Genomic DNA, 14,396 nt, shown 5'->3' on the forward strand with positions numbered 1-14,396 from the left:
TTTATGAAAAATATAAAATCCCATTTCAAGTTTACTAATCAACAGCGAAATGGGATTTTTTTGTTGATATTCCTTATTATAGTTATTCAATTGGTGTATTCGTTTGTGAATTTCACGCCTAAAAACCAGCCCAATCCTACCAATCTTGAAGATTATGAAAAAGAAATAGACTCATTAAAAAAGGTTGCCAAAGAAAACAATAAACCTAAAATTTATCCTTTTAACCCGAATTACATTACAGATTATAAAGGGTACGTTTTAGGGATGAGTAATCAGGAAATTGATAGGCTTCATAAGTTCCGATCAAAAAACCAATGGGTAAATTCCGCCAAAGAATTTCAGCAAGTTACCAAGGTATCCGATTCCTTGTTAAAAGTAATTTCTCCATATTTTAAATTTCCAGAATGGGTTACAAACCCTAAGCCTAGAAAAACTTTCAGTAGTAAAAATAATATACCAAAAACCTTTAAAGAAAAAACCGATTTAAACGTTGTTACAGCAAGTCAACTTCAAAAAGTGTATGGTATAGGAAAAACTTTAAGCAAGCGTATTGTAGATTATAGAACTAAAAACAATGGCTTTATAGCTAATGTAGAATTACAAGAAGTTTACGGCCTACAGCAAGAGGTTATTGAAAGGGTTTTGCAGCACTTTACGGTTAAAACGCCTAAAACGATTCAAAAAATTAAACTTAATACAGCAACAAGAGACCAATTAGTATTAATACCATATATTGATTATGAAGTCGCTCATAATATTTTAGAACAAAGAACGCTCCGCGATGGGTTTAAATCTTATGACGAATTGTTAAAAGTTGAGGACTTTCCTTTAAATAAATTTGATATAATTAAGTTATATTTGACCCTAAACTAAGAATAATTAAATTTTTATATATGAATAATATGTACTTCACAGAAGAACATGAATTATTTAGGCAAAGTTTTAAAGAATTTTTGCAGAAAGAAGTTGTACCGCATATCGATAAATGGGAAGAAACAGGAACTGTAGAACGATTTATTTGGAAAAAGTTTGGCGATATGGGGATTTTTGGATTAGTATATCCAGAAGCCTATGGCGGTATGGGGTTAGATACGTTTTATACCGTAATTCTTTTAGAAGAACTTCAAAAAATAAACTCAGGTGGTTTTGCCGCTAATATTTGGGCACATACTTATTTAGCGATGACGCATGTTAATGCCGAAGGGAGTCACGAGATAAAAGAAAAATACCTAACACCAAGTATTACAGGCGATAAAATAGGTTGTTTGTGTATAACAGAGCCTTTTGGAGGTAGCGATGTCGCTGGTATGCGAACAACAGCTGTTAAAGAAGGCGATTCTTATGTTATTAACGGCTCAAAAACGTTTATTACCAACGGTGTTTATAGCGATTATTTAGTTGTAGCAGCTAAAACAAATCCAGAGTTAGGAAACAAAGGAATAAGTATCTTTATTATGGATAGAGATACACCAGGAATATCATCCACAAAGTTAGATAAGTTAGGGTGGCGTGCTTCAGATACAGCAGAAATCGCTTTCGATAATGTTAAAATCCCAGCATCAAATTTAATGGGTGAAGAAGGAAAAGGATTTCCTTACATTATGCAGCATTTTGCTTTAGAAAGGTTAATCATGGGAGTTAATGCTCACGCCAGAGCAGAATACGCTTTAGAGTATGCAAAGCAATACATGAGCGAACGCAAGGCATTTGGGCAAACCATAGATAAGTTTCAAGCATTACGACACAAATTTGCAGAGTTATATACCGATATGACCATGTGTAAAACTTTTAATTACACCGTAGCAGATAGATTAAATAAAGGAGAATATGTTGTAAAAGAAGCTACAATGTCTAAGTTAAAATCAACAGCAATGGCCGATGAAGTGATTTATCATTGCTTACAGTTTTTAGGAGGTTACGGTTATATGGAAGAATATCCAATGGCAAGAATGCTTCGCGATAGTCGTTTAGGGCCTATTGGAGGTGGAACCTCTGAAATTCTTCGTGAAATTATCGCCAAAATGATAATAGACGAAAAAACATATAAACCGGCAAAATAAAATAGTTTAGCGTTTTGGCGAAAATACCAATCTATTATCGCCAAAATGATAATAGACGAAAAAACATATAAACCAGCAAAATAATTTATCTATGGTTTCAAAAAACAAAAACTTAAGTTTATTAATTGTACTAATTGTAGCTTTTAGTTTTTCGAGTTATTCTCAAATTGAATTAAAAAATAAAATTGTCGATTCAATTTTAGACTATCCCATAGAGAGTGCAAGTATATATGTTCAAAATACCACTATTGGAACAGTAAGTAACATTGATGGAAAGTTTGTGTTGCAAGTACCTAAGAAACATGCGAAAGATACTTTGGTTATTTCTACCATAGGGTACAAAAGTTACAAAACACCTGTTGATGAGTTTGATAACGACGCTATAATTTATTTAGATGAAGATGTGGCTTCCCTGGATGAAGTTTTAATTGTGGCCGACCCTAGACCCGAAACAGGGAATGGAGTAGTGTTAAAAGCTTTAGAGAAACTACAAGAGAATATGCCCGATTCGGCTTATATACAAAAAGGGTTTTTGCGCCATAAAGAACGAAACACTAAAGAATTTAAGTGGCTTATAGAAAGTGCCATATCGGTTTATGATTCTGGTTTTGCGTCTCCTAGTAGTGAGTATTTAAAAGTAAACGTCGATCAAATGCGTAAGAGTTACGACTTACGCGATGTAGATAGTTTATTTACCTACTATACATACCTAAAAAACACAACAGGAAACAGAAGCCTAAAAGCCGAAAATTTAAAACGCGATACCATTCCAACATCTAGATTAACAAAGTCTATTAAATGGAATGATACGCGAGTTAATGGCTTACCTAATCTTTTTAAAGGAAAACTTAACTTAGTTAGAAACTCGAAAGAAGAAGACGCCCTTTTTGGTGAAGATATTTTAGACAAACACTTATTTGCAATAGACACTATTTTAGTCGATAACGATAGGAAGATTTACAAAATTCAAATAGCAAAAGGAAACGAGTATGTTGGCTTAAATACAGAAGGTATTTATAATGAAGGTTATTACCCAAAAGGTTGGATGTACATTTATTGGGATAATTATGCCATTAAAAAAATAGAGTACGAATTAGTAGCCGCGTCACCAGCACAAAAAAGTCGTAGTAAAACACTCTTTGGAACACAAACTAATCATAAACTGGTTATTAATTACATGGCGTATAACGATAAAATGTATCCTAGTTATATGTATTACGAAACCCCTAAGTTGGTTAATGTAGGGTATAAGCCCAAAGGAAAAATGAATAAAGAAGAAGAAAAACGTTATAACAAAGAAGAACGTTATTATTATACAGTACAAGAGATATTATTTTCAGAAGTTGTAGAAGATAAGGAGAAAATCTCTGAAGCATTAAGCAAAGATTGGGACGCCGATATTTTTTCACCTAAGCCATACAATAAAGAATTCTGGAAAGGCTATAACATCCTTTTAGAAAGCGAAGAGGACGAAAAATTAATTCAAGATTTAACCAAAAGATCTAAACTATATAAAGATTAACTAATTATTTTAAAATAACAGTTGCACGTATAAAAAAAGAAAGTATATTTGCACACCGAAATTTTAAAAGAGAGGAGGTTAAGGCACTATGTTAATAATACCAGTAAAAGAAGGAGAAAATATAGATAGAGCGCTAAAGCGTTTTAAGCGTAAGTTCGATAGAACAGGAGCTAAACGTCAATTGCAAACACGTAAGCAATTTACAAAACCTTCTGTCGCAAGAAGAGCGCAAGTACAAAAAGCACAGTATATACAAAGACTTAGAGATCAAGAAAACATCTAAGTTTAGCTTTTTAAAAGAATATAAAATCCTGCAAATTGCAGGATTTTTTTATGGAGTAAATTTAGTTGTTATATTTCAATTTGTGATATTTTATATTATAGAAGTTAGTTTTGACCTACGAAAATTTATCGTGAAATTTGAAGAGAAGGTACCGTTAAGTTTTGAGCTGTTTGAATCCGATTAAAATCGGATGAGTTCTTAAAATTTAGGTGGCAAGCAATAAATTTAGATAAAGATTCGTAAGTCTAGATTTTTTTTTGATTCGTTTTTTCATCGATGGAAAAAATGAATAGTAAATAAAACAATTCCTGCGATAATGCAGCCTTTCATTTTATAGTTAATATCATTATATTGCTATACTAAATAAGAATAAATGCCTTTTCACCCCTTTTTAGATTATTTATTACTAGAAAAAAAATACTCTAAGCTTACGGTAAAAGCCTATAAAACCGACTTGGAGAATTTTTTAGCATTTCTAAAAGAGAACTGCGACACAAATAATATGGTTGAAGTTAACTATTCGCAAATACGAAGCTGGATTGTTCTTATGGTAGAAGACGGTATATCAAATAGGAGTATAAACCGAAAAATATCAGCCTTAAACTCCTACTATAAATTTCTACTAAAAATTGGCGACGTAGCATCCAATCCATTAGCCAAACACAAAGCTTTAAAAACAAGCAAAAAAATACAAGTACCATTTTCCGAGGCCGAAGTTGCTACCGTTCTTGATGAATTACATTTTGAAGACGACTTTGAAGGCTTAAGAGACCGTTTAATAATCGAATTGTTCTACTCAACTGGCATGCGTCGTATTGAATTAATCGAACTAAAACTTCCCGATTTAGACTTGCCTAATAAAATGTTAAAGGTTGTGGGAAAGCGAAATAAAGAACGTTATGTGCCATTGCTAACTAAAGTCATAGAAACCATAAAATTATACCTCGAGAAACGCGAATCATTAAATACAATTCAAGATTCCGACCATTTATTTTTAACCAAAAATGGCGTTAAAATTTATGAAACTCTTGTTTACAGAACAATTAATGAGTATTTTAGTAAAGCGTCTGCAAAGGTTAAAAAAAGCCCACATATATTAAGGCACTCTTTTGCGACGCATTTATTAAATCAAGGAGCCGATTTAAATGCTGTTAAAGAACTTTTAGGGCACTCCAGCTTAGCTGCTACACAAATATACACACACAACAGTATTGCTGAGCTTAAAAAAGTCTATCTAAATGCCCATCCAAGAAGTAATAAATAGCATTAAATCTTATGTCTAACCCTTAAAACAATTAAAAATATGAAAGTAAACACGCAGTCAGTCAATTTTTCTGCCGATAGAAAGTTGATAGATTTTATTCAAAAACGCATGGATAAGTTAGATTTGTTTTACGATAAGATAATTCAATCAGATGTTTATTTAAAAGTAGAAAATACCAGCGATAAAGAAAATAAAATTTTTGAAGCAAGAGTTAGTGTGCCAGGAGATAGCTTAATTGTAAAGAAACAATGTAAGAGTTTTGAAGAGGGAACAGATATGGCTGTAGCCTCATTAGAAAGGCAATTAAAAAGGCGTAAAGGCAAGTTAAAATCTTATTTGTAAAATTTTAATGAAAATTTTTTAAAAAATGTTTTGAATAAGAAAATAAATATATACATTTGCAGTCCGTTAGAAATAGCGGGCTTTTTTTAGGCAAAAAAAGTCAATAAAAAAGCCGATGTAGCTCAGCTGGCTAGAGCAGCTGATTTGTAATCAGCAGGTCGTGGGTTCGAGTCCCTCCATCGGCTCTAAGTTCTAAGAAATACTGAATTATACCAAACATTGGGGAGATACTCAAGCGGCCAACGAGGACAGACTGTAAATCTGTTGTTTTTTAACTTCGCAGGTTCGAATCCTGCTCTCCCCACAAAAATTTCCGTGAAAACGGAAAACTCAAAAAAATAAGAAATTATTTAAGTTGAGAATTGCGGGAGTAGCTCAGTTGGTAGAGCGTCAGCCTTCCAAGCTGAATGTCGCCGGTTCGAACCCGGTCTCCCGCTCTAAACTTTGAGTGTCGTTTAAAACTTCAAAGCGAAACTTTGAGCTTTAAACTTTGAACTTTTAAGCCGGTGTAGCTCAGGGGTAGAGCGTTTCCTTGGTAAGGAAGAGGTCACGGGTTCAAATCCCGTCATTGGCTCTGCTAGGAATAAATTTTGTTTTTACACTAATATTATTATATAACTAAGATTAAATTTTACAAACATGGCAAAGGAAACTTTTGATCGTTCCAAACCGCACTTAAATATAGGTACAATTGGACACGTAGATCACGGTAAAACAACTTTAACTGCAGCAATTACTACAGTATTAGCTAACGCAGGTTTATCTGAGCAAAGAGATTTCGATACTATCGATAATGCTCCAGAAGAAAAAGAAAGAGGTATTACAATTAATACATCTCACGTAGAATACCAAACAGCTAACCGTCACTATGCACACGTTGACTGTCCAGGTCACGCCGATTACGTAAAAAACATGGTAACTGGTGCTGCGCAAATGGATGGTGCTATCTTAGTGGTAGCTGCTACAGATGGTCCTATGCCACAAACACGTGAGCACATCCTTTTAGGACGTCAGGTAGGTATTCCTCGTATTGTTGTTTTCTTAAACAAAGTAGATTTAGTAGATGACGAAGAGCTTTTAGAGCTTGTTGATATGGAAGTTAGAGATTTATTATCTTTCTACGAATACGATGGTGATAATGGTCCTGTAATTTCTGGTTCTGCTTTAGGTGCACTTAACGGTGAGCAAAAATGGGTAGATACAGTAATGGAATTAATGGAGGCTGTTGATAACTGGATTGAAGAGCCAGTACGTGATACCGATAAAGATTTCTTAATGCCAATAGAAGATGTATTCTCTATTACAGGTCGTGGTACAGTAGCAACTGGACGTATCGAAACTGGTGTTGCAAACACTGGAGATCCTGTAGAGATTATTGGTATGGGAGCTGAAAAATTAACATCTACTATTACAGGTGTTGAGATGTTCCGTAAAATATTAGATAGAGGTGAAGCTGGTGATAACGTAGGTATCTTATTAAGAGGTATCGAGAAAACAGATATCCGTCGTGGTATGGTAATCTGTAAGCCAGGATCAATTACTCCTCACGCTAAATTTAAAGCAGAGGTTTATATCCTTAAAAAAGAAGAAGGTGGTCGTCACACACCATTCCATAACAACTACCGTCCACAGTTCTACGTACGTACAACTGATGTAACAGGTAACATTAACTTACCTGATGGAGTTGAGATGGTTATGCCAGGAGATAACTTAACTATTACTGTTGATTTAATTCAGCCAATTGCACTAAACCAAGGTTTACGTTTCGCAATCCGTGAAGGTGGTAGAACAGTTGGTGCTGGTCAGGTAACTGAGATTTTAGACTAATTAAAAGTTTAATATATAGGTTAAGGTGTTTCGATAAATCGAAATGCCTTGACTTGTATTTACGGGTTTAGCTCAGTTGGTAGAGCACTGGTCTCCAAAACCAGGTGTCGGGAGTTCGAGCCTCTCAACCCGTGCAAATAAAATAATACAATGGCTGGAATTGTAAAATATATTAAAGAATCTTTCGAAGAACTAAAACACCATGTAACATGGCCAACTTGGTCAGAAGGACAAAGTTTAACAGTGTTAGTAGCAGTGTTTTCAATTATCTTTTCTCTAGCAATCTGGGGAGTAGATACTGTTTTTAGTAAGGTTGTTGGCTTTTATTTTAAATGGATTAACGGTTAGAATATGTCTGAAGTGAGCGAGAAAAAATGGTATGTGGTTAGAGCCGTTAGTGGTCAGGAAAATAAAATAAAAACCTATATAGAGAATGAAATTGCTCGACTAGGTTTAGAGGATTATGTAGACCAAGTTTTAGTTCCAACGGAAAAGGTCATCCAAATCCGTAACGGAAAAAAAATAAACAAGGAAAAAGTATATTTTCCTGGTTACATTATGATACAGGCTAACTTAACAGGTGAAATACCACATATTATTAAGTCTGTAACTAATGTTATTGGCTTTTTAGGTGAAACCAAAGGCGGTGATCCAGTACCATTAAGACAATCTGAAGTAAACAGAATGTTAGGTAAGGTAGATGAGCTAGCTGTAGAAGCTGATGTTAATGTAGCGATACCTTACAAAGTTGGTGAAACCGTAAAAGTTATCGATGGACCTTTCAACGGATTTGATGGTACCATTGAAAAAATAAACGAAGAAAAGCGTAAGCTAGAAGTCATGGTGAAAATTTTTGGAAGAAAAACACCATTAGAACTAAGCTATATGCAAGTAGAAAAAGTATAATAATTGTTACATGATATAGATGCAACCTTTGCTTCCATAATTAAGGCTTGTATCAAATTAAATTAATTAAAATGGCAAAAGAGTTAAGTAAAGTAGTTAAACTACAAGTTAGGGGAGGTGCCGCGAATCCTTCGCCACCGGTTGGACCCGCTTTAGGTGCCGCAGGAGTTAATATCATGGAGTTCTGTAAGCAATTTAACGGAAGAACCCAAGATAAACAAGGTAAAGTATTACCAGTTGTGATTTCTGTTTATTCAGATAAATCATTCGACTTTGTAATCAAAACGCCTCCTGCTGCTGTACAATTATTAGAAGCGGCCAAGGTGAAGAAAGGTTCAGGAGAACCTCATGTAAAAAAAGTAGCTAAAGTTTCTTGGGATCAAGTTAGAGCCATAGCTGAAGATAAAATGCAAGATTTAAATGCATTTACAATCGATTCTGCCATGAGAATGGTGGCTGGGACAGCAAGATCTATGGGGATAACTGTAAAAGGAGGCGAAGCCCCTAATTAATCTAAAAAATTATTAAATGGCAAGATTAACAAGAAAGAAAAAAGAAGCTTTAGCAAAAATAGAAAAAGGAAAACTTTATTCTATCGCTGAAGCATCTGCATTAGTAAAAGACATCACAAACGCCAAGTTTGATGCCTCTGTAGATTTAGCAGTTCGTTTAGGAGTAGATCCAAGAAAAGCTAATCAAATGGTAAGAGGTGTTGTAACATTACCACATGGTACAGGAAAAGACGTTAAAGTTTTAGCATTAGTAACGCCAGATAAAGAGGCCGAAGCTAAAGAAGCTGGAGCAGATTACGTAGGTTTAGACGAATACCTTGATAAAATTAAAGGTGGTTGGACAGACGTAGACGTTATAATAACCATGCCAAGTGTTATGGGTAAATTAGGACCTCTAGGACGTATTTTAGGGCCAAGAGGATTAATGCCTAACCCAAAAACAGGTACGGTAACTATGGATGTTGCTAAAGCAGTAAACGATGTGAAGTCTGGTAAAATTGACTTTAAAGTTGATAAGACCGGAATTGTACACGCCTCTATAGGAAAAGCATCTTTCGATGCTGAGAAAATAGCAGGTAACGCAAACGAGTTATTACAAACATTAATGAAACTTAAACCAACTGCTGCAAAAGGTACTTATGTAAAAAGTATTTTTATGTCTAGTACAATGAGTCCTAGTGTAGCTGTAGATACTAAAAACTGGTCGGTTAAGTAGTTAAAACTTTTATTATGACAAGAGAAGAAAAATCACAAGTAATTGAAGACCTAACTGCACAATTAGCCGAATCTGCTAATATTTATTTAGCCGATATCTCAGGTTTAGATGCAGCAAGTACTTCAAACTTAAGACGCGCTTGCTTTAAAGCAAACGTAAAACTAGCAGTAGTTAAAAATACCTTGCTTGCAAAAGCAATGGAATCATCAGAAAAAGACTTTGGCGATTTACCTTCTACATTAAAAGGTAACACCTCAGTAATGTATTCTGAAACTGGAAATGCTCCAGCAAAAGTAATTAAGAATTTCCGTAAAAAGTCAGATAGACCACTTTTAAAAGGTGCTTTTATCGAAGAGGCTATTTACTTAGGAGACGAACAACTTGATACTTTAGTTGAGATCAAATCTAAAGAAGAAGTTATTGGTGATATCATTGGCTTATTACAATCTCCAGCGAAGAATGTTATTTCAGCACTTCAATCTGGCGGTGGCAAGTTAGCAGGTATCTTAAAAACATTATCCGAAAAAGAAGGATAAACCAAAAGAGTACGCACTTTTTACACAATTATATTTAAATTAAAAACACACATTAAAACGATAGAAAAATGGCAGATTTAAAAGATTTCGCAGAACAATTAGTTAACTTATCAGTAAAAGAAGTTAATGAGTTAGCTGATATTTTAAAAGAAGAATACGGTATTGAGCCTGCAGCTGCTGCTGTAGCTGTTGCTGGTGGCGCTGCTGCTGGTGGTGGTGAAGCTGCTGAAGAGCAAACTGAATTTGATGTAATCCTTAAAGCCGCTGGTGGTTCTAAATTAGCAGTAGTAAAATTAGTTAAAGAATTAACTGGTTTAGGATTAAAAGAAGCAAAAGGTTTAGTTGATGACGCTCCAAGCCCAATCAAAGAAGGTATTGCAAAAGACGAAGCAGAAGCTTTAAAAACTCAATTAGAGGAAGCTGGTGCAGAGGTTGAGCTTAAGTAAGCTTAACAACCCAAAACTTTAAAGGTTTAGGTCTATCCCAAAAGCGGGATATGACCTAGACCATTTTGCGTATATAAAAGTAAGTGTACGCGCATTCATTTTTTTTAATCTAAATTCCGTCCATTGATGTTAGCAAAACAAGCTGAAAGATTAAATTTCTCTTCTATTATCAATAGAACAGAATATCCAGACTTTATGGATATTCAGATTAAATCCTTCCAGGATTTTTTCCAGTTAGAAACTAAATCTGAAGAAAGAGGAAACGAAGGGCTTTACAATACCTTCATGGAAAATTTCCCAATAACAGATACCCGTAATCAGTTCGTATTAGAATTTTTAGATTACTTTGTCGACCCTCCAAGATATACCATAGAAGAATGTATAGAAAGAGGACTTACCTATAGCGTGCCACTTAAGGCTAGACTTAAATTGTACTGTACAGACCCTGAACATGAAGATTTCGAAACCATTGTCCAGGATGTGTACTTAGGAACAATCCCTTACATGACACCTAGTGGAACATTTGTTATTAATGGAGCAGAACGTGTTGTAGTATCGCAATTACACCGTTCGCCAGGAGTTTTCTTCGGACAGTCTTTCCACGCAAATGGAACCAAGTTGTATTCTGCCAGAGTTATTCCTTTTAAAGGATCTTGGATTGAATTTGCAACAGATATTAACAGCGTAATGTATGCTTACATCGACCGTAAGAAAAAATTACCTGTAACAACATTATTTAGAGCCATTGGCTTTGAAAGAGATAAAGATATTCTTGAAATCTTTGATTTAGCAGAAGAAGTAAAAGTTTCTAAATCTGGATTAAAGAAAGTCTTAGGACGTAAATTAGCTGCTCGTGTACTTAACACATGGCACGAAGACTTCGTAGATGAAGATACAGGAGAAGTAGTATCTATCGAGCGTAACGAAATAGTTCTAGACCGTGATACGGTACTAGATAAAGATAATATTGAAGAAATCCTTGAAACAAACGTAAAAACAATTCTTTTACATAAAGAAAGTGCACAACAAGGAGATTATGCCATTATTCATAATACACTTCAAAAAGATCCTACAAACTCTGAGAAAGAAGCTGTAGAACATATTTACCGTCAATTACGTAATGCCGAGCCGCCAGACGAAGAAACTGCGCGTGGTATTATAGATAAATTATTCTTTAGTGACCAACGTTACTCTTTAGGGGAAGTAGGTCGTTACAGAATGAACAAAAAATTAGGTCTTGATATTGGCATGGATAAGCAAGTGCTTACCAAAGAAGATATCATTACTATTATAAAGTATTTAATCGAGCTTATAAACTCTAAAGCAGAGATAGATGATATCGATCACTTATCAAACCGTCGTGTACGTACCGTAGGTGAACAATTATCATCGCAATTTGGTGTTGGTTTAGCTCGTATGGCACGTACTATTCGTGAACGTATGAACGTTCGTGATAACGAAGTGTTTACACCAATAGATTTGATTAACGCGAAGACCTTATCTTCTGTTATCAATTCTTTCTTTGGTACAAACCAGTTATCTCAATTTATGGATCAAACCAATCCATTAGCCGAGATTACTCACAAACGTCGTTTATCAGCTTTAGGCCCTGGAGGTTTATCAAGAGAAAGAGCAGGTTTCGAGGTTCGTGACGTTCACTATACACACTATGGTCGTTTATGTCCTATCGAAACACCAGAAGGTCCAAACATTGGACTTATATCATCACTTTCGGTTTATGCGAAAGTAAACTCTATGGGATTCATTGAAACACCTTATAGAAAAGTAGAAGATGGTGTTGTAGATATTAAAGGAAAACCAATTTACCTAAGTGCAGAGGAAGAAGAAGAGCAAATGATTGCTCAAGCTACTGTAGAAGTAGATGATAATGGTAAAATTGTACACGATAAGGTAATTGCAAGAATGGAAGGCGATTTTCCAGTAGTAGAACCAAATCAGGTACACTACACAGATGTTGCTCCTAACCAAATTGCTTCTATATCGGCGTCGTTAATTCCGTTCTTAGAGCATGATGATGCCAACCGTGCCTTAATGGGATCTAACATGATGCGTCAAGCCGTACCATTATTACGTCCAGATGCACCTATTGTTGGAACCGGATTAGAACGTCAAGTCGCATCAGATTCTAGAGTACTAATTAATGCTGAAGGAGATGGTGTTGTAGAGTATGTAGATGCTCAAAAAATCACTATCAGATATGATAGAACAGAAGACGAAGCTAAAGTAAGTTTCGATAGCGAAACAAAAACGTATCCTTTAGTTAAGTTTAGAAAAACTAACCAAGGAACTTCAATTAACTTAAAACCTATTGTAAGAAAAGGCGATAAAGTTAAGAAGGGCGAAGTATTATGTGAAGGTTACGCCACACAAAAAGGAGAAGTTGCCTTAGGAAGAAACATGAAAGTAGCTTTCATGCCTTGGAAAGGTTATAACTTTGAGGATGCGATTGTAATTTCAGAAAAAGTAGTACGTGAAGATATCTTTACATCAATCCATATTGATGAGTACTCACTAGAAGTAAGAGATACAAAATTAGGTAACGAAGAGTTAACTAACGATATACCAAATGTTTCTGAAGAGGCCACAAAAGACCTTGATGAAAACGGAATGATTCGCGTTGGTGCCGAAGTTAAACCTGGCGATATCTTAATTGGTAAAATTACACCTAAAGGAGAAAGCGATCCTACACCAGAAGAAAAGCTATTACGTGCTATCTTTGGTGATAAAGCTGGAGACGTTAAAGACGCTTCTTTAAAAGCATCACCGTCATTAAATGGTGTTGTAATCGATAAAAAACTTTTCGCTAGAGCTATAAAAGACAAGCGTAAAAGAGCTAAGGATAAAGAAGATATAGCACAATTAGAGCAAAAGTATGAAGTGAAATTCGACGAGTTAAAATCTATCTTAGTCGATAAGCTTTACGCCATTGTAAATGGTAAAACTGCTCAAGGTGTATTTAACGATTTAGGAGAAGAAGTTTTACCAAAAGGTAAGAAATATACGCAAAAAATGTTAAACTCTGTTGATGATTACACACACCTAACAACAGGAACGTGGACAACAGACGATTACACAAATAAATTAGTTGCCGATTTAATTCACAACTATAAGATTAAAGAAAACGACTTACAAGGAGCTTTACGTCGTGAGAAATTTACCATTTCAGTAGGAGATGAGTTACCATCAGGTATCATCAAATTAGCAAAAGTTTATATTGCTAAAAAACGTAAACTTAAAGTAGGAGATAAAATGGCAGGTCGTCACGGTAACAAAGGTATTGTGGCACGTATTGTAAGAGATGAAGATATGCCATTCTTAGAAGATGGAACACCAGTCGATATTGTATTAAATCCATTAGGGGTACCATCTCGTATGAACATTGGTCAGATTTATGAAACTGTACTAGGTTGGGCAGGTCAAAAATTAGGACGCAAATATGCAACACCTATTTTTGATGGTGCCACATTAGATCAAATAAACGGCTTTACAGACGAAGCTGGTATTCCAAGATTTGGTCATACCTATCTTTACGATGGTGGAACAGGATCACGTTTCGACCAACCAGCAACTGTAGGTGTTATCTACATGTTAAAACTAGGTCACATGGTTGACGATAAAATGCACGCGCGTTCTATTGGCCCATACTCGCTTATTACACAACAACCATTAGGTGGTAAAGCACAGTTTGGTGGTCAGCGTTTTGGTGAAATGGAAGTTTGGGCATTAGAAGCTTATGGTGCATCTAGTACTTTAAGAGAAATATTGACCGTGAAATCTGATGATGTTCTTGGTAGAGCTAAAACATACGAAAGTATTGTTAAAGGCGAACCAATGCCAGAACCAGGATTACCAGAATCTTTCAACGTATTAATGCACGAATTGAAAGGTCTAGGATTAGACATCAGATTAGAAGAATAATACATCCTTTTAACTCCTAAAGTATAATCTTTAGGAGTTTCTAG

The 14,396-nt window shown here is 35.1% G+C and carries 14 protein-coding genes and 5 tRNA genes; all 19 read left to right on the forward strand.

Annotation, left to right across the window (positions count from 1 at the left end; translation table 11 throughout):
• Positions 1–3: 3 nt before the first annotated feature.
• The 19 genes from EJA19_RS09615 (at position 4) to rpoB (ending at position 14,352) form a co-directional block, all read left to right on the forward strand.
• On the forward strand, positions 4–873 hold the full coding sequence (locus tag EJA19_RS09615) for a ComEA family DNA-binding protein (protein WP_125468163.1): 870 nt from the start codon (positions 4–6) through the stop codon (positions 871–873).
• A gap of 20 nt (positions 874–893) precedes the next feature.
• Entirely contained in the window at positions 894–2,060 is a 1,167-nt protein-coding gene (locus tag EJA19_RS09620; protein WP_125468164.1) for an acyl-CoA dehydrogenase family protein, read from the forward strand.
• Between the two features lie 91 nt (positions 2,061–2,151).
• A complete protein-coding gene (locus EJA19_RS09625) occupies positions 2,152–3,582 on the forward strand; it encodes a carboxypeptidase-like regulatory domain-containing protein (protein WP_125468165.1) in 1,431 nt (476 codons plus the stop codon).
• Positions 3,583–3,670: 88 nt separating this feature from the next.
• On the forward strand, positions 3,671–3,865 hold the full coding sequence (rpsU, locus tag EJA19_RS09630) for a 30S ribosomal protein S21 (protein ID WP_125468166.1): 195 nt from the start codon (positions 3,671–3,673) through the stop codon (positions 3,863–3,865).
• Positions 3,866–4,238: 373 nt separating this feature from the next.
• Positions 4,239–5,129, forward strand: a complete 891-nt coding sequence (locus EJA19_RS09635; RefSeq protein WP_125468167.1) for a tyrosine-type recombinase/integrase — start codon at positions 4,239–4,241, stop codon at positions 5,127–5,129.
• 39 nt (positions 5,130–5,168) lie between these two features.
• Positions 5,169–5,471 (forward strand): ribosome hibernation-promoting factor, HPF/YfiA family, encoded by a 303-nt coding sequence (gene hpf / locus EJA19_RS09640; RefSeq protein WP_125468168.1) that lies wholly within the window; start codon positions 5,169–5,171, stop codon positions 5,469–5,471.
• 111 nt (positions 5,472–5,582) lie between these two features.
• Positions 5,583–5,656, forward strand: a tRNA-Thr gene (locus tag EJA19_RS09645).
• 36 nt (positions 5,657–5,692) lie between these two features.
• Positions 5,693–5,775, forward strand: a tRNA-Tyr gene (locus tag EJA19_RS09650).
• A 60-nt stretch (positions 5,776–5,835) separates the two neighbouring features.
• Positions 5,836–5,908 (forward strand) — tRNA-Gly (locus tag EJA19_RS09655).
• A 65-nt stretch (positions 5,909–5,973) separates the two neighbouring features.
• Positions 5,974–6,045: transfer RNA gene (locus EJA19_RS09660), tRNA-Thr, on the forward strand.
• A 65-nt stretch (positions 6,046–6,110) separates the two neighbouring features.
• A complete protein-coding gene (tuf, locus tag EJA19_RS09665; protein ID WP_125468169.1) occupies positions 6,111–7,298 on the forward strand; it encodes an elongation factor Tu in 1,188 nt (395 codons plus the stop codon).
• 61 nt (positions 7,299–7,359) lie between these two features.
• A tRNA-Trp gene (locus tag EJA19_RS09670) sits at positions 7,360–7,432 on the forward strand.
• A 16-nt stretch (positions 7,433–7,448) separates the two neighbouring features.
• Entirely contained in the window at positions 7,449–7,646 is a 198-nt protein-coding gene (gene secE, locus EJA19_RS09675) for a preprotein translocase subunit SecE (RefSeq protein ID WP_125468170.1), read from the forward strand.
• Positions 7,647–7,649: 3 nt separating this feature from the next.
• Entirely contained in the window at positions 7,650–8,204 is a 555-nt protein-coding gene (gene nusG / locus EJA19_RS09680) for a transcription termination/antitermination protein NusG (RefSeq protein ID WP_125468171.1), read from the forward strand.
• 71 nt (positions 8,205–8,275) lie between these two features.
• Positions 8,276–8,716: a 50S ribosomal protein L11 gene (gene rplK, locus EJA19_RS09685; RefSeq protein WP_125468172.1), complete on the forward strand. Its 441-nt coding sequence runs from the start codon at positions 8,276–8,278 to the stop codon at positions 8,714–8,716.
• Between the two features lie 16 nt (positions 8,717–8,732).
• Positions 8,733–9,431, forward strand: coding sequence for a 50S ribosomal protein L1 (gene rplA / locus EJA19_RS09690; protein WP_125468173.1), 699 nt, complete (start codon positions 8,733–8,735; stop codon positions 9,429–9,431).
• Between the two features lie 14 nt (positions 9,432–9,445).
• Positions 9,446–9,967 carry a 50S ribosomal protein L10 gene (gene rplJ, locus EJA19_RS09695; protein ID WP_125468174.1) on the forward strand — a complete coding sequence of 174 codons (522 nt, stop codon included), beginning with the start codon at positions 9,446–9,448 and terminating at the stop codon, positions 9,965–9,967.
• Positions 9,968–10,035: 68 nt separating this feature from the next.
• Positions 10,036–10,413, forward strand: coding sequence for a 50S ribosomal protein L7/L12 (rplL, locus tag EJA19_RS09700; protein ID WP_125468175.1), 378 nt, complete (start codon positions 10,036–10,038; stop codon positions 10,411–10,413).
• A 126-nt stretch (positions 10,414–10,539) separates the two neighbouring features.
• Positions 10,540–14,352, forward strand: a complete 3,813-nt coding sequence (gene rpoB, locus EJA19_RS09705) for a DNA-directed RNA polymerase subunit beta (RefSeq protein ID WP_125468176.1) — start codon at positions 10,540–10,542, stop codon at positions 14,350–14,352.
• Positions 14,353–14,396: the final 44 nt, after the last annotated feature.

The sequence above is a fragment of the Mangrovimonas spongiae genome, from assembly GCF_003944795.1.
Lineage (GTDB): Bacteria > Bacteroidota > Bacteroidia > Flavobacteriales > Flavobacteriaceae > Mangrovimonas > Mangrovimonas spongiae.

Excerpts from the sequence above, each read along its gene's own strand:
- EJA19_RS09615 (WP_125468163.1), top strand. The coding sequence starts at position 4 with ATGAAAAATATAAAATCCCATTTCAAGTTTACTAATCAACAGCGAAAT.
- EJA19_RS09620 (WP_125468164.1), top strand. The coding sequence starts at position 894 with ATGAATAATATGTACTTCACAGAAGAACATGAATTATTTAGGCAAAGT.
- EJA19_RS09625 (WP_125468165.1), top strand. The coding sequence starts at position 2,152 with ATGGTTTCAAAAAACAAAAACTTAAGTTTATTAATTGTACTAATTGTA.
- rpsU (WP_125468166.1), top strand. The coding sequence starts at position 3,671 with ATGTTAATAATACCAGTAAAAGAAGGAGAAAATATAGATAGAGCGCTA.
- EJA19_RS09635 (WP_125468167.1), top strand. The coding sequence starts at position 4,239 with ATGCCTTTTCACCCCTTTTTAGATTATTTATTACTAGAAAAAAAATAC.
- hpf (WP_125468168.1), top strand. The coding sequence starts at position 5,169 with ATGAAAGTAAACACGCAGTCAGTCAATTTTTCTGCCGATAGAAAGTTG.
- tuf (WP_125468169.1), top strand. The coding sequence starts at position 6,111 with ATGGCAAAGGAAACTTTTGATCGTTCCAAACCGCACTTAAATATAGGT.
- secE (WP_125468170.1), top strand. The coding sequence starts at position 7,449 with ATGGCTGGAATTGTAAAATATATTAAAGAATCTTTCGAAGAACTAAAA.
- nusG (WP_125468171.1), top strand. The coding sequence starts at position 7,650 with ATGTCTGAAGTGAGCGAGAAAAAATGGTATGTGGTTAGAGCCGTTAGT.
- rplK (WP_125468172.1), top strand. The coding sequence starts at position 8,276 with ATGGCAAAAGAGTTAAGTAAAGTAGTTAAACTACAAGTTAGGGGAGGT.
- rplA (WP_125468173.1), top strand. The coding sequence starts at position 8,733 with ATGGCAAGATTAACAAGAAAGAAAAAAGAAGCTTTAGCAAAAATAGAA.
- rplJ (WP_125468174.1), top strand. The coding sequence starts at position 9,446 with ATGACAAGAGAAGAAAAATCACAAGTAATTGAAGACCTAACTGCACAA.
- rplL (WP_125468175.1), top strand. The coding sequence starts at position 10,036 with ATGGCAGATTTAAAAGATTTCGCAGAACAATTAGTTAACTTATCAGTA.
- rpoB (WP_125468176.1), top strand. The coding sequence starts at position 10,540 with ATGTTAGCAAAACAAGCTGAAAGATTAAATTTCTCTTCTATTATCAAT.